The following is a 19,264-nucleotide window of genomic DNA, read 5'->3' as shown; positions in this document are numbered from 1 at the left end:
CCGGCCCTCCTCGACGGCGGTTCCTGGCCGGTCGGCCGGACGACAGCGATCACGGACAGGCACTGTCGACGGTGGACGAAGGCTCACCGCCCGGGAGCTTCTCGCCGTCCGCCTCTGGCGCGTGCTCTGCCGAGTCGGCCGGCTCCGGCTCTCCGGTCCTTTGCCTCGGCCATCTCCCGACGCGCCGACCGACGCTCCCGCCGGAGCCCTCGCGCCGGTGGCCGTCGACGCGAGGGTCGTCCGTGACGTCGTAGCGCTTCACGTACGCCCCGAGGAACGCCTGGAGCGTGGCGACCGCGGGGATGGAGATCAGGGCGCCGGCGGCTCCGAGGAGAGCGGTGCCGGCGATGACCGAACCGAAAGCGATCGCCGGGTGGATGTCGACGGTTCTGGCGGTCAGTTTGGGCTGCAGGAGATAGTTCTCGAACTGCTGGTAGATCACGACGAAGACCAGAACCCACAGCGCGTACCAGGGGTCGACCGTGAAGGCGATGAGCATGGGCAGGGCGCCCGCGAGATAGGTGCCGATGGTGGGTATGAACTGCGAGACCAGGCCCACCCACACGGCGAGCACCGGCGCGTAGGGAACGCCCAACGTCTCCAGCAGGATGTAGTGCGCTATGCCCGAGACGAGCGCCATCAGGCCGCGTGAGTAGATGTAGCCGCCGGTCTTGTCGACGGCGATTTCCCAGGCGCGCAGCACTTCGGCCTGTTTGGAGGGCGGCAGGACGGAGCACAGCGCGCGGCGCAGTCGGGGGCCGTCGGCGGCGAAGTAGAACGCGAACAGAGTGATCGTCAGCAGCTGGAAGAGTCCTCCGACGACCTGGGCGGAGACGTCCAGGACACCGGTGGCGCCGTTCTGCACGTAGTTGCGCAGCCAGTCGGAGCGGAGCAGACCCTCCTGGACGTCCACGCGCCTCAGCTGGGTGTTGAAGTGTGTGTTGATCCAGTTGATGACGGAGTCGAGGTAGGCCGGGAAGTCCTCGACGATCTTGATGACCTGCTCGGCGAGCATGGAGCCGAGCAGCGTGACGAAGCCGGCCGTCACGACCACGAGGCCGAGGAAGACCAGGAATGCGGCCAGTCCTCTGCGCACTCCCCGTGCGGCCATTCGGCTCACCGCGGGCTCGATGGCGAGGGCGAGGAAGAACGCGATGAGGATGTTGATCAGCAGGCCGAGGAGTTGGTGAAAGGCCCAGTCGGCCAGTTGGAACACGGCGACAAGGGCGAGTGCGAGCACCATGGCGCGCGGCAGCCAGCGCGGCATCCGCGCAACCTGCCCAGGGGCTTGCCCGGGTGGAGGCTGGGGGTTCGGCGCCGTGTCGGATGCAGATGCGTTCGGTGCGCCCTGAGCGATCTCGTCTGTACGTGCCACCGGGCAAGTCTCACCCACGCCCCCTTGCGACCGGACGCCGCCCCGACCCTTCCAAAGCGGCACCGAGCATGAGGGGAGGATGAGAAATTGTGTGATCCCGCTGCGCCTGGGCAGACGCGGCCGTTATGAGCACCCCCCATTCGAGCACGGTGGACGAGGCCACGGAACAGAGCCTGGGTGTGCGAGCGGCGCCTCCGCCCGCCCCCTCATCGGCTCAACCGCGCAGACATGCGGGGCGAGGCTTTTCGTCGGCGCTGCGTGGTGGGCGGGTGGCAGGGCTGGACGGACTGCGGACGGTCGCCGTGGTGCTGGTGATCGTCTATCACGTGGAGCCGGACCTGGTGCCCGGAGGGTCGGTGGGCGTCGACGTCTTCTTCACGCTCAGCGGTTTCGTCATCACCCGGCTGTTGGTCGCCGAGTACGCCCGTACCGGTCGCATCGGCCTGGGGGCGTTCTACCGGCGGCGGTGGCGGCGGCTGGGGCCGGCCATGCTGGCGATGTGCGCGGTCACCGCTCTGCTGTCCGTGGCGCTTCCGCTGCCGCTGTTCGACGGTGCGTGGGTGGCGGCGGCGCTGGCCGCGACCTCGGTTATCAATCTCGTACGGGCGGGGGAGCCCGGGCCGTACTCGGACGTCACCACCTCACTTGCCCACACCTGGTCCCTGGGGGTGGAGGAGCAGTTCTATCTGGCCTGGCCGATCCTGCTGCTCGTACTGCTACGACACGCGGCGGCGCGGACAGTGCTGGGCTGGGTCGCGGCGCTGTGCGTGCTGCCGGTGATCTGGCGGACGGTGCTCTGGGACCCCACGGCGGCGCACCGCATCTACAACGGCCCCGACACCCGCGCCGACCAGCTCCTCGTGGGGGCTCTGCTGGCCGTCGTCCTTGCCCGCCTGCGCGCGGACGACCCCCGACTGGCGCAGCTGCGCCGCTGGGCGGGACGGCTGTGCTGGCCCGCGCTCGCACTGCTGGGGCTGATCGCCTGGCAGATCCCGATCACCGGAGCGAGCGGATGGAACCCTGTCTGGTACACGGTCGGGTTCCTGGCCACCGCCGTGGTGTCGGCCACGGTGGTGGCCGCGCTTGATCTGTGCCCGCGGTCATGGCCCTCCCGTCTGCTGTCGACGTCCGCGCCGACCTGGGTCGGACGCAACCTCAGCTATGGGATGTACCTCTGGCACTACCCCGTCATCCGGCTGCTCTCCGACCTCGGCGTCCACGGCGACCAGCTGCTTCCCGCCGGCCTCGCGACGACGGTCGTGGCGGCCCTCGTCTCGTACGCCCTCGTCGAACGCCCGTTGCTGCGACGCGACCGGTTCCGCGTGCGTCGATTGGAGCCGGCGGTCACCGCGGAGCGTTCCTCCGCCTTGTGAACGCAAGGGCACATCCAACGCGTCTGGCTGCTCACATCGAGGTGTAGGAGGCATCTACGGTGGACCCGACCTCGGTCGCCACTGGTACGTCCGGTGTCTCCATGTAGCCGAAGCGGGCGGTGACACGGTTCCCTGCCGATGCTCGGCCAGGGTGCCCCTCCTCGTACGAGCCGCTGATCTGCGGACCCAGGACATCGGAGCGGACGATACAGATCCCTTGGCCGGACGGACGGTGGGGGCGGCACACATCTCCTTGGCGCCGGATGACGGTGCGCAGGACCGGCCAACCAAGGACCACAGACCCTGCCTCTCCCGAGGTGGTCAGGTGTTTCGTGGACCGTCGGAGTCTCGGCGCCGCCGGACTGTGTACACGCCTGCCAGTGCAACGGCCCCGAGGACAAGGCCGACGCCGAGCACCAGCTCGAAGTCGGCGGGCCCTGTGCCGCCTCCGACGCCGCCCTGGACGCCGCGGGTGGGGAGAGCGGTGACTGTCGCTGGGGCCGCGGTGCTCCTGAGGGGGAGGATCTCGCAGGCGATGCCGTCATCCGGCCCCTGGTCCTCGTCCAGCCGGTACGGGTCGTTGAGGTCGCGGTCGAACTCCGCCTGCGCGTCCTCCTGGTAGGCGAAGTCACTGCAGTCCAGGTCGGTTTGAGCGTGCGCGAGGCCGCCGAGCGGGCCAGCGGTGAGAAGGGCCGTTGCTGCGAGGACACCGGTGATGCGTATGCCCATGACTATCTCCTTCGGGATGGTGGTCGTCACCGTGACCCTAGGAACGCGGTTCACGCCCGGCACGCGCTGCTGCGCTGAATGGCGGCGCGAGGCACTTGGCGGAGAGCAGAGCGAAGCCCCGCTCGGCTGCGGCTCCCGGGCGTGCGGGCGCCCGGTCTCGGTTCCAGAGCTCATTTTCGGGCCCCGGGAATGGGTGGACCTGCGGTGTTTGTTCCGCGCCCAGACGTGTACGCGTAGGACATGACCGAGTCGCAGCAGGAAACAGAGCGAAAGTACGAGGCCCCGTCGGCCGACGACACGACCTGGCTGCCCGACCTCGCCGGTGTGGGCGGGATCGTGTCCGCCGTGGACCAGGGCACCGAGGATTTGGACGCCGTGTACTACGACACCGGCGACCTGCGTCTGGCCGGCGCCTCGGTCACGCTCCGCAGAAGGACGGGCGGGACGGACGCGGGCTGGCATCTCAAGCTGCCACTGTCGGGAGACAGCCGGGAAGAGGTCAGGGCCCCGCTCTCCGACACCCTTCCGGACACGCTGCGCGACCTGGCTCTTTCCCGTACCCGGGGGGCGGATCTGCGGCCGGTCGTCCGGATTCGTTCCACTCGTGGTGTGCGTCAGCTCGTCGGTTCACAGGACAAGGTCCTCGCCGAGCTGAGCATCGACGCGGTCCGTGCCGACGCACTGCTCGCCACCGGCACACGGGCCGCCTCCTGGACCGAGATGGAGGTCGAGCTCGCACCGGACACCGACCCGGCCCTTTTGGACGTCGTGGACAAGACGCTGCGCAAGAGCGGCGTGGACCGCGCCGACTCCCCGTCCAAGCTGGCCCGGGCTCTGGAGGAGACGGCGGTGGGAGCGCCCCGTGTGCCGGACGAACCCGCCGCAGAGGTCGTAGCCCGCGGATCCGCCGGCGAAGCGGTCCTCGATTATGTGGCGGAACAGATCCGCACCATGGTGACGCTGGACCCCGCGGTACGGCGTGACGTGCCCGACTCCGTGCACAAGATGCGCGTCGCCGCCCGTCGGCTGCGCAGCGTCCTGCGTTCCTACCGTCCGGTCCTGGACCGGAAGACCACCGATCCGGTCCGCAAGGAGCTCAAGTGGCTGGGCGGTGAGCTGGGCGCGGAACGCGACCATGAGGTCCTTCTGGAACGGCTGAGCTCGAAGATCGGGGCGGTGCCTGAAGAGTTGGCCTTCGGGCCCGTCTCGGCACGGCTGCAGATCTGGGACGCCGACAAGAGTTCCGAGGCCCGACGGCGCACTCTCGATGCCCTGAACTCAGACCGCTACCTGGCCCTTCTGGACTCTCTGGCAACACTCACGGAACGACCCCCGCTACGCGCCAAGGCCGCCCGGAAACCGAAGAAGGTCACGGCCAAGGCCATTGTGAAGGAGTACGGCCGGCTGTCCGCCCGCATGACACACGCGCTGGACCTCTCGCCGGGCACGGATCGCGACACTGCCCTTCACGAGGCTCGCAAGGCGGCCAAAGGGACGCGGTACGCCACGGAGCCGGCGCGGGACGCCATCGGAAAGCCCGCCAAGCGTCTCGGCAAGCGGGTCAAGGCTGTCCAGAAGGTGCTCGGGGACCACCAGGACAGCGTCGTGGCACGGGACGCCCTGCGGAAGATGGCCCTGGCAGCCCACGCGGCCGGCGAAACCGGTTTCGTCTGGGGTCTGTTGTACGGACAGGAGCAAGCCGTGGCCGACCGGCGCGAACGGGAGTTGCCGGCCGCATGGGCCGACGCGTCGCGGAGCGGCCTGCGCAAGGCGCTCGGCCGTTGAGGTCCTGTCGGAGCTATCGGCGGCCGGCTCGGTCGTGCCGCAGGCGGTCAGGGCGAGGGCCGCGGCGGTGGCGGCCGCCGCGGTCATCAACAGGCGTCTCATGAGGGTGTGGTGAGCCATTCGCTTCGCGTCTGGTGCCGGCCGACCGCGCGGGTGCGCAGCCGGCCCGTGACGGGGTCGGTGTCGACTTCGACGCGGATGCCGTACGTGTCGGACAGCCGCCGCGGTGTCAGTACGTCTTCGGGCAGGCCCTCGGCGATGACCCGCCCTTCGTGGAGCAGCACGATCCGGTCGCCGACGGCCGCGGCCTGGTCCAGGTCGTGCAGGACGGCCCCGACGGCGATCCCGTGCTCGTCCGCCAGGTCGCGGATCAGGTCGAGAAGCTCGATCTGGCAGCGCAGGTCGAGGTAGGTCGTCGGCTCGTCGAGAAGGAGTACGCCGGTCTCCTGGGCCAGACAGGAGGCGAGCCACACGCGCTGGAGCTGCCCTCCGGACAGGTGCTCGACGCCACGCCCTTCGAGTTCCATGACGCCCGTCATGGCGAGCGCGCGGTCCACCGCCGCCCGGCCGTCCGGATCCGTCCTGCCCCAGCGGCCTCGGTACGGGTAGCGGCCGAACTCGACCACGTCCCGCACGGTCAGCCCACCGGGAGTGGGGCGCCCCTGCGTCAACAGGGCGACATGACGCGAGAACTCACGGGAGGCCAGGGCGAGGCCGTCGACGTCCGCGTCGATCACGAGCGTGGCGGACCGAGGCCGCTGAAGTCGCGCGAGCGTATGCAGAAGCGTCGACTTCCCGCTCCCGTTCGGTCCCACAGAACGGTCACTTCGCCGGGCCGCAGCGCCAACGCCGCGCCATGCACGACATCCACGCCCTCGTACGCCACGGTGACATCCGTGGCCGACAGTTCATGACCGCGGGTACGCCTGACCGCGGAGGGCGGTCGAGCACTCGCCTCGAGAAGACCGGATCATGGCCGCGGCGCGAGCTTGTGGAAAAGGCTTTGAGCGACCCCGCACCCCACTGCTAGTTTCGCGGTGGACCGTGAAGTCGTCGTATGGAGGTGAGCCCCGTGAACACAGTTACCCGTGGGTGCTCCCTCAATCCGTCACGGTCCGGCGGCTGACGTTCGGTGTCGCCAGGAGCGCCTGAGATCGAGGCACTCCTGGAGGGAGACTCCGATGAACACAAAGCCTTTCACCTCCGGCCTGGGCGAGAACGCGGTGATGATCACGCGCGTCGCGGACAGGCAATGGCACGCACTGGATGACGACCTGGTGGTCGGCCGAGGGTATGCGGTGCACCGGCCCGACGGACGTTTGTTCGTCAGCATCGACGCCTGGCACGACGCCGCCTTCGACCGCCTCGCCGAGGCGATGCTGACGCAACTGCCCGCGCCGCTGTACACCGTGGTCGACGAAGCCGATGTCGAACTCATGGCCGGATGGCGGCGGGCCGGTTTCACGATCCGGCGCCGCGAGTGGGAGTACGTCGTGCCGACCGACCCACAGGTCACAGGGCTCGACGACGTCCTGCCGCCGCCGGGCGTGACGATCGTGCCCGCCGGTCAGGCGGACGAGGAAATGCTGAGGGCGGTGGACCGCGCGATCCGTGACGAGGTCGAGGCGACCGTCGGGTGGCAGTCGATGGCCGCGGAGGTGATTCCGCGCCCCGAGGGCGACACCATCGTCGACCCGTCGAAGTACGCGGTGGCCGCGGCGCCGGACCGCTACCTGGGTCTGATCCGGGTGGTGACGGTGATCCGGCCGCGCATCGGGCTGATCGCGGTCCGGGCCGACGAGCAGCGCCGCGGTATCGGGCGGGTGCTGCTGGCTCACGCGCTGGGGACGCTGCACCGTTCCGGGTTCGCTGAGACCTGGACCGAAGTCCAGGAGTTCAACCACGCAGCCTCGGCGCTGTTCGAGGGCATCGGCGCCCGGCCGATGAGCAGCAACCTGGAGCTGGTGCGATGACGAAGAACAAGAACGTCATCGAAGTCGAGGGCAAGGTCATCGAGTGTCTGCGCAGCGCCATGTTCACCGTGGAGCTCGAGAACGGCCACCAGGTGCTCGCGCACATCAGCGGGAAGATCCGCAAGAACTACATCAAGATCATGCTGGAAGACCGAGTACTGGTGGAACTCCCGCCGTACGACCTGACGCGCGGCCGGATCGTCTTCCGGTACCGGAACTAGCGGCGGCCGGCACCCTCCGCGACAACTGATCCCGGGGCCCCGGTCACAGCGTTTGCGTGACTGGAGCCCTGGCCCGGGGGCCCCAGGGGGCGCTTGCCACGGTCGCCGGGGAGGCGAGTCCCAGAGCGGAGTTGTCCTTGCCCTCCCGCATGTGGTCCAGCCAACGTTCGTACCAGGAGAGGAAGTCGGGGGCCGAGGAGACGTTCGGTGGCCAGAAGCCGTCCGCGTTGCCGATGAGGATGCGGCCGGTGAGGGGACCGGTCACGCCGATGAGGCACAGGTCGGTGCCGCCCATCTCGACGATGTGGAGGAACAGGTCTCCACGCAGCGCGTCCGGATGGCTCACGTGATGGAATCCCCGCGGGGCGCCGTCCGGCGGCTGCCGGTCCATGGTGTACAGCCTGCACTCCTCCAGCGGAAGCAGACCGCAGAAGGGGCCGGCACCGCTGCCCCCAAGCTCGACCAGGAACTTTCGGTAGGCCGACGGCAATTCGATGTGGTGTTCGCCCTCGAAAGCGTCCACCTGCGCGGAACTGATACGCGGGCCGACGCGAAACCCGTGACGCTCGGCGCCCGCCGAATGGCTGCGCTGCGCCTGGTACGGGACCTTCGCCAGCTTGGAACGTATGCGCGATATGCGGGAGTCCATCGGAGGATCTCTTCTCTCGTCCGCCGCCACTGTACCGAGGCAGCGGAACGGCGCCGGAGCACCCTGACCTGGCCGATCCGATCACCCCCCTGAAGCTCGGGGCACGGGGGTGGGACAACCAGCTGTGGCGCCTCGGTGACGACCTCGCCGTCCGGCTGCCCTGGGCCACACAGTTCGCGGACGACCTGCTGCGCAAGGAGCACACCTGGCTGCCGGCGCTCACCCCGCACCTTCCACTGCCGGTCCCTGTCCCGCAGCGCCTCGGTGAGCCCTCCGCGCGATTTCCGCGGCCCTGGATCGTCACCACCTGGGTGCCGGGCGAGCCCGCCGACCGCGCCCCCGCCACCCGCGCCGCGGAGGCTGCCGACACCTTGGCCGCCTTCCTGACGGCTCTGCACCGACCCGCGCCCACCGGGGCGCCCGCCGACCGCGACCGCGGCGGGCCATTGGCCGACCATGCCGAGGGGTTCGCCAGGATGTTCACCTCGGCCACCGAGCTGGGGCTGATCCCCGACCCGGACGCCGTCCGCACGGTCTGGGAAGAGCCCTAGCAGCCCCCCACTGGACGGGTCCGGACCTGTGGCTCCAAGGCGACCTGCACCCGGCCAGCGTTCTCACCGCCGACGGCACCATCTGCGGCGTGATCGATTTCGGCGACCTCTTCGCCGGCGATCCAGCCTGCGACCTCGCCGCCCCGTGGATACTCCTGCCCGACGGCGCCGCCGACCGCTTCTACGACACCTACCAGCCAACCCCGGACGCCGCGACCCTGCGCCGCGCCCGCGGCCGGCCAGTGCTGAGCGCCCTCGCCTGCCTCCACATCACGGACGCCGGCGCCCACGGCCGCCCCGGCGGCAAGCCCACCTGGGGCCCACCCGCCCATGCCGCACTACGCCGCCTGACCGCAACGGCCCACCGTGTGCCCCGCCGGTAGTCGGGGTGGCGGAGCAGTAGTCATCCGAAGAGGCCGCGGCCACGATCTCGTTGCTTCGGGCGGCCTGGGCCTCGTACAACGCACCCGCGCGGCCGGGAGTGCGCCCCGCCGCTTCGAGGGAACCGGATGCGCACCACCGGCCGTCGTTCAGGCCCGGGTATAGCCGCCGTCGGCGAAGAGTTCGGCGCCGGTGACGAACGACGAGGCGTCCGAAGCGAGGAAGAGGGCGGCCTCGGCGATTTCCTCGGCGTCGGCCAGCCGCCCCAGTGGCACGACGGCCTCGGCGAACCGGTCGACTTCCGGCCCCGCGGCGCCCAGCAGGCCAGGGGTGCGCGTGGGTCCCGGGCTGAGCACGTTGACCCGGAACCGGCGCTCCCGCGACTGCCGGGCCCAGTTGTGTACGAGGTTGCTCACCGCCGCCTTCGAGGCGCTGTAGACCTCGAGTTGCTCATTGGGCCGCACGCTGTTGCTCGATCCGATGACCAGGATGGAGGCGTTCTCCGCCAGCAGCGGAAGCGCCTTCTGAACGGTGAACAGCGGGCCCTTGACGTTGACGGCGAGCGTCAGGTCGACGTTCGCCTCGGTGTGGGTGCCGAGCGCGGCGTCCGCGACGATTCCCGCGTTGGCCACCAGCACGTCGATGTGCCCGGCCTCCTCGCGGACCCGTGCGTAGAGGGCGTCCAGGTCGGCCAGGACCGAGACGTCGGATCGTACGCCGGTGGCCGCGGGCCCCATCTCCTTGACTGCCGCTTCGAGGCGGTCGATGTCCCGGCCGGTCACGAAGACTCGCGCGCCCTCACGTACGAAGCGGTGGGCGATGGCCAGCCCGATACCGCTGGTCCCTCCGGTGATCACGGCCACCTTGTCCTGCAGCACGCCTGGCATGTCGAACCCCTTCAGTTGTGGAATGGATCGTCCATAACGTAGGCAGTAATGGACGATCGAGTCAAGAATGGATAGGCTCAGACCATGGCGAGACCACGCGCATTCGACGAACGCCAAGTCCTGGAGAGGGCCCGGGAACAGTTCTGGGCGACGGGCTATGCAGGAACCCGGATGGACGACATCGCCCAGGCGACAGGCCTGGGCAAGGGCAGCCTGTACGGCGCATTCGGCGACAAGGGCAAGCTGTTCCACCGTGTGTTCGGCGACTGGTGCACCGCAGTCGTCGAGGTGGCCGAAGGGCGGCTGGCAGGTGGCCCGGACGCAGAGGCCCTGGCCCGGCTGTCGGGGTACGTGCACCTAATGGCGGAGAACACCGCCTCCGACACCGAGCGCCGCGGGTGCCTGTTGGCCAAGGGCGCGGCGGAAATGGCCGAGCACGATCCGACGGTCGCCGGGCGGTCGGCCGAGACCATGACGGCGCTGCTGACCCTGCTGCGGACGGAGATCAGCGCCGCACAGCGCCACGGCGACATCGACAGCACTGCGGATCCGCAGCGGTTGGCGGCACTGCTGCTGACGGTGGTCCGAGGTATCGAGGCGGTAGGCAAGGCCGGCCTGGACCCGGAGACGCTGCGGAACATCGCGGACACCGTACTGGCGGTCCTGCCCGTGTCCGAGGGGCAAAAGCGCCTCGCAACCGGGCACACTCCGGCCCGCGAGAACTGACTTACCGCGAAGTCCGACTGCGGCGTCAGCCCCCGCAGACACGGCCAGATACGACTCCGGCCCCTTCCAGAAAGGAAGAGGCCGGATCACTGGTAGCGGGGACAGGATTTGAACCTGCGACCTCTGGGTTATGAGCCCAGCGAGCTACCGAGCTGCTCCACCCCGCGTCGGTACGCACAGCCTACGCCATCCAGGGGACGGCGATTTACCAACGCCGCGGCGTCACGGCGAAGGCCCGGTTGGCGTCCCCCGGCGCCGTCGGGAAGGTCTACGAGATCTTCGCGGGCAGGGCCAGTTCTTGAACGGTGATGGGCACCTGCGGGTCTTCGAGGGGATGTCAGGTGTTGCCGGCGGCCGGGAATCCGGGGTCGCGGCCGATCTCGCCTATGTGGGTAGTTGGTCGAGCACAACGGTTCGGCGGCGCTCAGCAGCTCCGCTTGGTAGGCGTCGAACCCCGGCCAGGCCCGCCCTTGCCGGACCATCCGTGCCTCCACCGACCGCCGCCACAGCCGGGCCAGCCCCAGCACCACGTTCACACCGGCCAGCGAGATCAGGCAGCTCATCAGCATCCCGGGTTCTCACCGGCGCACCCCAACCGGGCTGCACTCCGGCGGAGTTGAACGCTCGGTGCCGGAGCTGTGCGCGGGGCAGCGGTAGGGTCCGCCGAAAGAAAATGTGCGCACAGATGTCGATCCAGGCAGGCTGTGTTCGACGCAGGGGTGAGAGAAGGTCATCAACACGAGAGGTGAAGGCCATGCCCAAGGTCCGGGTACACAACGTGACGATCTCCCTCGACGGCTTCGTTGCCGGCACGAACCAGCGACTGGACGCCCCCTTCGGTGACGGCGTCGGCTGGGGCGACGAGCTGCACAGCTGGTTCGTCTCCGCGATGGAGGACTCCGCCGCGGGCAAGACCGGAATCGATGTCGACTACTTCGTCCGCGGCGACAAGAACACCGGCGCCACGATCATGGGGCGGAACATGTTCGGGCCGCAGCGCGGGCCGTGGGAGGACGAGTCCTGGAAGGGCTGGTGGGGCGACAATCCGCCCTACCACCACGACGTCTTCGTGCACACTCACCATCTACGGCCGACGCTGGAGATGGCCGGCGGAACGGCCTTTCACTTCACCGACGAGCCGGTGGAGACGGTGCTGCAGCGCGCGTTCGACGCCGCGGACGGCAAAGACGTCCGGATCGGCGGGGGCGCGGCTGTCATCCAGCAGTATCTGCGCGCCAGGCTGATCGACGAGCTCCACTTGGTGATCGCGCCGATGCTCATCGGACGTGGGGAGCGGCTGCTCGAGAATCTGGGGGAGGGGATCGACGGCTACCGGGTGGCCGAGTTGGTCGGCTCCCCGACCGTCACGCACGCGGTCCTGGTCCGCCGCTGACACGCCCAGCCACGGTGGTGGCGTTCGCCCTGGCCACGATCGTGCCGGCCTGGGCGGGCGCCTGACCGTGCCAACGAGACGACGTCCCGGCTTCTCGCGCCGCCCACCTCCTGCCGACGACCCGATGGCATCAGGGGGCGGGGTGCCGTATCCGGTCGGCGATGTCTTGTGTCAGCTCGACGTGATCGTCCTCAAGGTTCCACTTCCCTTTGCGGTAGGCGTGGTTGCTCACCCAGAACACCATCGTCTCGTCGCGGCGGAACTCCGCGACGGTCGCCAGAGACCAGTCGTTGCCCCCGTCGTGCCAAGCGAACCGGTCATCGTCGGAGTCGATGACGACCCAGCCGTATCCGTAGGCGCCGTCCACCTCGGGTACCCGCACGTGCGGCGCGAACAGCTTCAGTTTCGCGGCAGCGGACAGGACGGTCTCGCCGGTGAGGGCGCGGTGCCAACGGAACATGTCCCGGGCGGTCGTGAGCATGCCGCCGTTGCCGCGCAGATTCCAGTACGGCCCGTCGGGCGCCCACGGGTGGTCCATCGGCCGTCCCTGCGGGCGTCCGTTCCGGTCGTACTCGACGGCGACCTGCGCGCGCTTCCAGTCAGGCAGCACGTAACCGGTGCGGGTCATCCCGGCGGGTCGGAACAGGTGCTGAGCGAGGAACTGTTCGTAGCTCTGCCCGGAGACCTTCTCGACGATCGCGGAGAGCAGGCTGTAGCCGAGGTTCGAGTAGTGAAATTCCTTGCCGGGGCCCGATTGGAGTGGGGCCTTCATCGCCTGGGCCAGCATCTGCGCGCGCGTCAGCGGGTCGTAGTCGTCGCCGAGCGACTGGGGCAGGCCCGCCGTGTGGGTGAGGAGCTGGTGCAGGGTGATGCTCTTCTTGTCCTCGGGTACGAGCCCGAGATGCATGCCGATCGGGTCGCTGACCTGGAGCTTGCCGTTCATCTCCAGCTTCAGGATCGCCGCGGCGGTGAACTGCTTCGTGATCGACATGACGTCGTACACGGTGTCGCAGGACGCGGGGGTCTTCGCGGCATGATCGGACAGTCCGCGCCCCGCACAGTGCGTGAGCTCGTCCCCTCGGGCGGTGGCCACGGTGATGCCGGGCCCCTTGGGAAGCGCCTCATCGAGGAAGCGTTCGACGGCCGGGTCGATCGGATCCCGCGCCGAGGCCGCTGCCTCTTTCCCGCCGCCGGCCCCTGTTCCGGCCACGGTGTGGACATCCGAGCACCCGACGAGGGCGAGCACGAGCAACAGCACGAGGGAACCGGGACGAGCCACGCATGCCTCCAAGACAACGACGACGACAGATGTGAGGCCGAGGCTGACCGCCGCTCCCGCGCCCCTTCAACACAAGGGCTGTGCGAGCTTGTGCGAGTTCCTGTACGCGCAGGTCAGTGTCGCCCACCCAATCGGAGGGACACCCTTATGACGCCCCCGCCCGTGCCGACCCCCACCGCCGGAGAGGCCGCGTTCATGGCCGAGTTGCGCCGACTCAAGGCCTGGTCGGGCCTCAGCTACCGGGAGTTGGAGCGCGCGGCGGACGCGGAGGGCGAGGTACTCCCGTACTCGACGGCGGCGACCATGCTCCGTCGGGATCGCCTCCCCCGTGAGGCCGTTCTCGTCGCCTTCCTCATCGCCTGCGGCCTCGACGCCGAAGACACCCGGCAATGGGTGGCCGCCCGCCGCGAACTCGTAATGGGCGCACGGCCTTTCCCCACACCGGCCCCGCAACCGCCCGTACGGCGACGCCGCCCGCGCTTGCTGCTCGCGGTCGCCGCAACGGCCGTCGCGTTCCTGGCCGGTGTGAGCGCGGCGGCGAGCGGCACGGTGACTGTGCAGGAGGAGCAGACGGTGGAGCACATAAGGCAGCCCTGAAGACCACTTGCGATGCGTGCCTTATGTGGCATCGAACGGGACTAGCCGTCAGCGATGGCCTTCCTTCCTCTGACTCAGCTCACGAACACCCTCTCCGCGAAAACGCCGGGTCAGCGCGGCATGCAAGGTACCGATCGAAAATCTCCTGACTGTCAGGAGTGAAGGTCCACCGCTGCAGAGTCCGCCGCAGCTCGGACTCGGTCAGCCACCCGTGCCAGGCCACCTCTCCCGGGTCGGGGGCGCCGATCTCCGGAAGCACGGCATCGCACACCCCGAGCCAGTGAGGGCTGAGCCCGCCCCGGTTGAGGAACTTGAACCGAGGGCACACTGTCGCCCGCGCCCCCAGCTCCTCACTGAGCTCGCGGGCAGCCGCCTGCTCATAGGACTCGCCGACTCCCGCGGCGCCCCCGACACCGAGTTCGTAGTGCCCTGGGAAACGGGACAGGTGCTCGGCACGCCGATGGACGAGAAAGCGACCTTGCCCATCGCGGCACACCACCACGCCGACCCGGTGCAGCCAGCCCTCCCGGACAGCCTCCCTCCGGCTGACCACTCCCAGCACTCGGTCCTGAGCATCGACGCGTTCCACGAGTTCATCCACGACGCACACCGTCCCAGACACCACTGACACCCGACCGAAATGCCCGGAGGGCCAGGTCATGCTCCTGTCGGGTGGCCTTCCGGCCAACTTCAGCCGGCCTACTGCCGTACGGCCTGTGGCTGATGGACAGGTGACGGTCTTCTGTGCGCAAACTTCCGCCCGCAGGATCTGCATGTCCATGGCACTCTCGACGGTAAGGAAGCGCCCGTGAGAACGACGCACCGCACCGCACGAAGAGCGGCGGCCATCGCCGCGCTGGCCACCCTCCTCGCAGCGTCCCCCGTAACTGCGGCGGACCTGCCGACGGTGACCGCCACGAGCGAGACCGCCGCACTCTACGACGACGAGGCCGGCGGCAACTCCGATGCCGACGACCCCGCGATCTGGCGCAACCCCACACACCCCGGACGCAGCCTCGTCGTGGCCACCGCCAAGGAAGGCGGCCTGCGGGTCTACGACCTGGACGCCCGCCTCGTGCAGTCGCTGCCCGCCCCCAAGCCGCCCACCGAGGACGACGCCCCGGGCCGCTTCAACAACGTCGACCTCGTCTCCGGCCTGCGCACCTCGACCGGGCGGGCCGACGTGGCGGTCGTGAGTGATCGCGGCAACGACCGCCTGCGGATCTACCGCATCGACCCCTCCCGCGCCGGCGGCCCCCTGACCGACATCACCGACCCGGCCGCCGCGCCCGTCTTCTCCGCCGACCAGGCCGAGATCAACGACCAGCGCACCGCGTACGGCCTGGCCACCTGGAAGGACGCGACCACGGGACGGTCGTACGCCCTGGCCAGCCGGCGCGAACGCACCCGCCTGGCGCTGCTCGAACTCGTCCCGGCCCCAGGCGGCACCGTCGGCTACCGCAAGGTCCGCACCCTCGATCTCCCGTCCTCCTTCCGTCTCCCGAACGGCACCTCCTGGACCCCCTGCCTTGAGCCCGGCGAACTCCCGCAGATCGAGGGCATGGTCGTCGACCCGGCCACCGGCACGCTCTACGCCGGCCAGGAGGACGTGGGCATCTGGCGGCTGCGCGCGGACCTCACCGGCAGGCCGGTCCTGGTGGACAAGGTCAAGGAGTACGGCGTGCCGGGGACGTACGACGAGGAGAGCGAGGAGTGCACGCCGGGCGCCGACCCCGGATACGGCGGCACACGCCTTTCGGCCGACGTCGAGGGATTGACGCTCTATCAAGAATCCGACGGAGACGGCTACTTGCTTGCCTCCGGTCAAGGCGACAACACCTTCGCCCTGTACGACCGCGAGGTGAGCGAAGCCAACGAGTACGAGGGCGGCTTCCGGATCGCCGCGGCCTCGCCGACCCTCGACAGCGTGGAGGAGTGCGACGGAGCGGCCGTCCTGAACGCCCCACTGGGCGACCGCTATCCGCACGGCCTCCTCGTCGTCCAAGACGGTCAGGAGACACCCGAGGTGCCGGACGGCGAGGGCGGCACGCGTACGGCGACCGGCTTCAAGTTCGTCGACCTCGGTGCGGTCGTGGACGCCACCGACATGTGATCCCCTACGGCCGCCGGGCGCGGTCCCGGCGGCCGTGGCCACTGCTTGGGCCGGGTCCGGCATCAAGAGCGCGTAAAGACTGCCGAATCACGGCAATGAAGCGAGCCGTCAGCCCGTGTGAGGATCTCGTCAAGCCGGAGATCAGCGACGGGTGAGAGGGGGACGGCACACATGGCCTGGTTTCTCGGACTCGGCATCACGGGGGTAGTGCTGCTCGCCCTGTCGCTGGTCTTCGACGGCGTACTGGACAGCCCGGGAACGACCTCGTCGGTACATCGGGCAATGTGGTCACAGCCATCCCGGTGGACGGTTACGGCGAGGTCCTGCTCCAACTCGCCGGTCAGCCCATCAAGTTCGCCGCCCGCAGCGCGGGCCCGGTGACGCGGGGCGTCGAGGTGTGGGTGGAGGGGCCGCTGTCCGCCACGTCGGTCGCGGTCCGTCCGGTGGACCGCTGATTCTTCCATCAAGGCGAATCTGGACGGCGTCGCGATCGTCAAGGTCGGTGGCACCGAGGACTCCATCCGGGCCGCCGCACAGCGCTTCTTGATGCAGCAGGACGGCATCGTCGGCTTCACTCAGGAAGTGCTGTCGGGTGCGCTGCGCGCCATCGTGGGGCGGATGTCGGTGGAGGACGTCATCCGTGACCGGGCGGCCTTCGCCGGACAGGTCGCGGAAGAGGCGGAGGCGAGCCTGTCCGGGCAGGGCCTGGTGCTGGACGCCTTCCAGATACAGGACATCACCACCGAGGGCTCCTACCTGGAGGACCTCGGTCGGCCGGAGGCCGCCCGTGCCAAGCAGGAGGCGGACATCGCCGAGGCCGTGGCCCGGCGGGCCGCCGAGCAGGCCCGGCTGAAGGCCGAGGAGGAGATCGCGGTTGCCCAGCGCACCTTCTACCTCAAGCAGGCCGAGATCAAGGCCGAGACCGACGAGGCCGCGGGGCCGCTGGCCGAGGCGGCCCGGGAGCAGGAGATCCTCGCCGAGCAGGAGAAGGTCGCCGTGACACCGGCGAGCTGCTGGAGCTGGGCCTTGCGGAACAGGCGCTGCTCCAGCAGGTGTTCCCGCAGGGCAGCCAGGTCATCGATCGGCAGAATCGTCGCGCGGTCGCCGGTGATCTGTTGGTTCACCACTTCACCCCTTGGGTCGGGCGGGAGAGCGGGCTGGATGGGCGGTGGTCAGACGGCCTCGCTTTGGCAGGGGACGCACTACCGCGTGTAGGGCAGGATTTCCAGGCGCTCGACCGCTATGGCCGTGGAGCAGCCCCGGCAGATGCCGTAACTGCCGTCCTGGACACGGGTGAAGGCGGCCTCGACCTCCTTGAGTACCCGCGTGATGGTGTCCTTCTGCGCCGACAGCAACGGTTCCGTCGCGGCCTGGCCGGCCTCGTCGATGGCCTGCAGCTGTGTCAGCCGGGTGCTCCGCTCGTTCTCGAGGCGTTGGCGTGCCTCGTGCGCTGTCAGACGCTCAAGCCAGGGTTCGGTCCGGCGAGTGTCGAGCGACATGCCAGGTCCTTCCTTCGGCGAGAGGGGTGGCCTATGGAACTGGGCCTGCCGGGGGGGCAGGCCCAGCCCTGAGTGGCCCGGCGGACACGGGGTTGGGCCACACCTTCACCGTGGCCGATGCGCCGCCCGAAACCCATCGGGCGCGACACCCATCTGCGGTCACCCGGGGCCTCACGACGGCGTGGTCGGAGCGCAAGGCGGAAATGGGTATCGGAGCCCATCGACGAAACGGCCGAGCCTGGGCAAGCTGGCGACAAGACGGTCCAGAGCAATGGCTGCAACGCATGCCGAGTACGCGGCGACCGATACGAGAGACCAAGCCGTGTCACGGAGAGGAAGGCGTCATCGCGGTGTCGCTGTTCTGGCGGATCTTCGCTTTCAATGCCGTGGTGCTGGGGGCCGCGACCGCATTGCTGCTGTGGGCTCCGGTGACCGTTTCCGTTCCGGTCCTGCTGACCGAAGCGGTGATCCTGGTGGCCGGCCTGGTGGTCATGCTGATCGCCGAAGCGGCCCTGCTGCGGATCGGACTTGCCCCCTGGACCGGCTCACCCGGCTGATGACCACCGTCGACCTACTGCACCCGGGGTAACGGCTGCCGGAACACGGCCGCGGTGGGATCGCCGAGTTGATCCGTACCTTCAACGCCATGCTGGAGAGGCTGGAACTCGAACGGGCTGCCTCCAGCGCCCGCGCGCTGCTCGCGCAGGAGGCCGAGCGACGCCGTATCGCCCAGGAGCTCCACGACGAGGTCGGTCAGAGCATGACGGCGATCCTGCTGGGGCTGAAGCGGGCCGCGGACGAGGCGGAGGGGCCCTTGCCACCCGCGAGCTGCTCGCGCTCAAGCCGGACCTGCGCGTGCTGATGCTGACCATGCACGACAACGAGCAGTACTTCTTCCAGGCCCTGAAGGCCGGCGCCAGCGGATACGTACTGAAGTCGGTGGCCGACCGCGACCTGGTCGCCGCCTGCCGGGCCGCCATGCACGACGAGCCCTTCCTCTACCCGGGCGGGGTCAGCGCCCTCATCCGCACCTACCTCGACCGCGTCCGCCACGGCGACAAACCACCCGAGCAGAACCTCACCCCCCGGGAAGAGGAGGTGCTCAAGGTCGTCGCCGAGGGCTACTCCTCCAAGGAGATCGCTGAGATGCTTGTCATCAGCATCGAGACCGTCCACCGTCACCGGGCGAACCTGCTGCACGAACTCGGCATGCGCGACCTGATCGACCCCTGACCCCGGGCAGCCCCGTTCACGACCAGCCACCACCGACACGACGAAAGGGGACGGCGCATGGCACGCACCTTGCGCACCGTCCCCCGCACGGGCGGCCTGGGACCGGCATCGGTCATCATCGCTGTCCTGCTCGTCGTTCTCACCGCCTGGCTCCACCCGCTGTCGTACGGCAGCCCGCACCTGCACGCGCCGAACAGCGCCGCGCCGGTCTCCGGAGCTGTGCAGGTGGACGGCCCGAAGGCGGATGACGGCCACTCCGCCGTCTGCACCACCCCGGTCCGCAGCGCTCGCGATATCCCTGCCGACCGGCTGGCGGCGCCCCTCAGCGCGGTCCTGGCCGACCACAGTCGGCCCTGCGGCCCGCCATGGTCCGCCTGTGGCGACGCGCGGGCGGTGCGCCTGCCCTGCCACCCGCACCTGCTGGACCGGCATCAGGACCGGGCACCACCCCCACTCCCAGGCATCTGAACCCCTCTCTTCCTTTCCGATGACCGCAGCCG

The 19,264-nt window shown here is 69.4% G+C and carries 16 protein-coding genes, 1 tRNA gene and 6 pseudogenes; 14 read left to right on the top strand and 9 right to left on the bottom strand.

Going from position 1 to position 19,264, the window contains the following annotated elements:
- Nucleotides 1-49: 49 nt before the first annotated feature.
- Nucleotides 50-1,375 carry an AI-2E family transporter gene (locus tag OHU89_RS03970; RefSeq protein WP_405639833.1) on the bottom strand — a complete coding sequence of 442 codons (1,326 nt, stop codon included), beginning with the start codon at nucleotides 1,373-1,375 and terminating at the stop codon, nucleotides 50-52.
- A 269-nt stretch (nucleotides 1,376-1,644) separates the two neighbouring features.
- Here OHU89_RS03970 and OHU89_RS03965 point away from each other — a divergent pair, with 269 nt between their 5' ends.
- Complete coding sequence (locus OHU89_RS03965) at nucleotides 1,645-2,748, top strand: acyltransferase family protein (protein WP_405639831.1); 1,104 nt, start codon at nucleotides 1,645-1,647, stop codon at nucleotides 2,746-2,748.
- A 321-nt stretch (nucleotides 2,749-3,069) separates the two neighbouring features.
- On the opposite strand, the gene OHU89_RS03960 is transcribed toward OHU89_RS03965, so the two are convergent.
- Nucleotides 3,070-3,477: a hypothetical protein gene (locus OHU89_RS03960; RefSeq protein ID WP_405639829.1), complete on the bottom strand. Its 408-nt coding sequence runs from the start codon at nucleotides 3,475-3,477 to the stop codon at nucleotides 3,070-3,072.
- Nucleotides 3,478-3,717: 240 nt separating this feature from the next.
- Between OHU89_RS03960 and OHU89_RS03955 the strand changes: the two genes are divergently transcribed.
- On the top strand, nucleotides 3,718-5,262 hold the full coding sequence (locus OHU89_RS03955) for a CHAD domain-containing protein (RefSeq protein WP_405639828.1): 1,545 nt from the start codon (nucleotides 3,718-3,720) through the stop codon (nucleotides 5,260-5,262).
- A gap of 98 nt (nucleotides 5,263-5,360) precedes the next feature.
- Here the strand turns inward: OHU89_RS03955 and OHU89_RS03950 are convergent.
- Nucleotides 5,361-6,169: pseudogene (locus OHU89_RS03950) on the bottom strand (ABC transporter ATP-binding protein).
- A gap of 274 nt (nucleotides 6,170-6,443) precedes the next feature.
- Between OHU89_RS03950 and OHU89_RS03945 the strand changes: the two are divergent.
- Nucleotides 6,444-7,235: a GNAT family N-acetyltransferase gene (locus OHU89_RS03945; protein ID WP_405639826.1), complete on the top strand. Its 792-nt coding sequence runs from the start codon at nucleotides 6,444-6,446 to the stop codon at nucleotides 7,233-7,235.
- Nucleotides 7,232-7,456: a translation initiation factor IF-1 gene (gene infA / locus OHU89_RS03940; RefSeq protein WP_405639824.1), complete on the top strand. Its 225-nt coding sequence runs from the start codon at nucleotides 7,232-7,234 to the stop codon at nucleotides 7,454-7,456. Before OHU89_RS03945 ends, infA begins: the two co-directional genes overlap by 4 nt.
- Before the next feature lie 43 nt (nucleotides 7,457-7,499).
- Here infA and OHU89_RS03935 read toward each other — a convergent pair whose 3' ends face one another.
- Nucleotides 7,500-8,105, bottom strand: coding sequence for an SMI1/KNR4 family protein (locus OHU89_RS03935; RefSeq protein ID WP_405639822.1), 606 nt, complete (start codon nucleotides 8,103-8,105; stop codon nucleotides 7,500-7,502).
- Nucleotides 8,106-8,134: 29 nt separating this feature from the next.
- Here OHU89_RS03935 and OHU89_RS03930 point away from each other — a divergent pair.
- Nucleotides 8,135-9,039 (top strand): annotated as a pseudogene (locus OHU89_RS03930) (aminoglycoside phosphotransferase family protein).
- A gap of 147 nt (nucleotides 9,040-9,186) precedes the next feature.
- On the opposite strand, the gene OHU89_RS03925 reads toward OHU89_RS03930, so the two are convergent.
- Entirely contained in the window at nucleotides 9,187-9,924 is a 738-nt protein-coding gene (locus OHU89_RS03925; RefSeq protein ID WP_405639820.1) for an SDR family NAD(P)-dependent oxidoreductase, read from the bottom strand.
- Nucleotides 9,925-10,008: 84 nt separating this feature from the next.
- On the opposite strand from OHU89_RS03925, the gene OHU89_RS03920 reads away from it, so the two are divergent.
- Entirely contained in the window at nucleotides 10,009-10,650 is a 642-nt protein-coding gene (locus tag OHU89_RS03920) for a TetR/AcrR family transcriptional regulator (protein ID WP_405639818.1), read from the top strand.
- A gap of 90 nt (nucleotides 10,651-10,740) precedes the next feature.
- On the opposite strand, the gene OHU89_RS03915 is transcribed toward OHU89_RS03920, so the two are convergent.
- Nucleotides 10,741-10,817, bottom strand: a tRNA-Met gene (locus OHU89_RS03915).
- Nucleotides 10,818-11,404: 587 nt separating this feature from the next.
- Here OHU89_RS03915 and OHU89_RS03910 point away from each other — a divergent pair.
- Complete coding sequence (locus OHU89_RS03910) at nucleotides 11,405-12,043, top strand: dihydrofolate reductase family protein (protein ID WP_266897648.1); 639 nt, start codon at nucleotides 11,405-11,407, stop codon at nucleotides 12,041-12,043.
- 130 nt (nucleotides 12,044-12,173) lie between these two features.
- On the opposite strand, the gene OHU89_RS03905 is transcribed toward OHU89_RS03910, so the two are convergent.
- Nucleotides 12,174-13,322, bottom strand: a complete 1,149-nt coding sequence (locus OHU89_RS03905) for a serine hydrolase domain-containing protein (protein WP_405639816.1) — start codon at nucleotides 13,320-13,322, stop codon at nucleotides 12,174-12,176.
- A 147-nt stretch (nucleotides 13,323-13,469) separates the two neighbouring features.
- On the opposite strand from OHU89_RS03905, the gene OHU89_RS03900 reads away from it, so the two are divergent.
- The gene (locus tag OHU89_RS03900) at nucleotides 13,470-13,919 is read left to right on the top strand and encodes a hypothetical protein (RefSeq protein WP_405639814.1); all 450 of its coding nucleotides are present in this window, start codon (nucleotides 13,470-13,472) and stop codon (nucleotides 13,917-13,919) included.
- A 79-nt stretch (nucleotides 13,920-13,998) separates the two neighbouring features.
- Here OHU89_RS03900 and OHU89_RS03895 read toward each other — a convergent pair whose 3' ends face one another.
- On the bottom strand, nucleotides 13,999-14,580 hold the full coding sequence (locus OHU89_RS03895) for an NUDIX domain-containing protein (RefSeq protein WP_405654296.1): 582 nt from the start codon (nucleotides 14,578-14,580) through the stop codon (nucleotides 13,999-14,001).
- 147 nt (nucleotides 14,581-14,727) lie between these two features.
- Here OHU89_RS03895 and OHU89_RS03890 point away from each other — a divergent pair, with 147 nt between their 5' ends.
- From OHU89_RS03890 to OHU89_RS03880, 3 genes and pseudogenes are all read left to right on the top strand, one after another.
- Nucleotides 14,728-16,032, top strand: a complete 1,305-nt coding sequence (locus tag OHU89_RS03890) for a phytase (protein WP_405639812.1) — start codon at nucleotides 14,728-14,730, stop codon at nucleotides 16,030-16,032.
- A 254-nt stretch (nucleotides 16,033-16,286) separates the two neighbouring features.
- A pseudogene (locus OHU89_RS03885) lies at nucleotides 16,287-16,487 on the top strand (hypothetical protein); the annotation flags it as partial.
- A gap of 7 nt (nucleotides 16,488-16,494) precedes the next feature.
- Nucleotides 16,495-17,035: pseudogene (locus OHU89_RS03880) on the top strand (flotillin family protein); the annotation flags it as partial.
- Nucleotides 17,036-17,234: 199 nt separating this feature from the next.
- Here the strand turns inward: OHU89_RS03880 and OHU89_RS03875 are convergent.
- Nucleotides 17,235-17,531, bottom strand: a complete 297-nt coding sequence (locus OHU89_RS03875) for a TraR/DksA family transcriptional regulator (RefSeq protein ID WP_405639810.1) — start codon at nucleotides 17,529-17,531, stop codon at nucleotides 17,235-17,237.
- Nucleotides 17,532-17,881: 350 nt separating this feature from the next.
- Here OHU89_RS03875 and OHU89_RS03870 point away from each other — a divergent pair.
- The 3 genes and pseudogenes from OHU89_RS03870 to OHU89_RS03860 form a co-directional block, all read left to right on the top strand.
- A pseudogene (locus tag OHU89_RS03870) lies at nucleotides 17,882-18,348 on the top strand (histidine kinase); the annotation flags it as partial.
- A pseudogene (locus OHU89_RS03865) lies at nucleotides 18,339-18,764 on the top strand (LuxR C-terminal-related transcriptional regulator); the annotation flags it as partial. The pseudogenes OHU89_RS03870 and OHU89_RS03865, both read left to right, overlap by 10 nt.
- Nucleotides 18,765-18,821: 57 nt before the next feature.
- Complete coding sequence (locus OHU89_RS03860; protein WP_405639808.1) at nucleotides 18,822-19,232, top strand: hypothetical protein; 411 nt, start codon at nucleotides 18,822-18,824, stop codon at nucleotides 19,230-19,232.
- Nucleotides 19,233-19,264: the final 32 nt, after the last annotated feature.

The organism is Streptomyces sp. NBC_00019, assembly GCF_045041015.1.
Taxonomy (GTDB): Bacteria; Actinomycetota; Actinomycetes; order Streptomycetales; family Streptomycetaceae; genus Streptomyces.
This window is presented reverse-complemented; position numbering and strand designations above follow the sequence as displayed.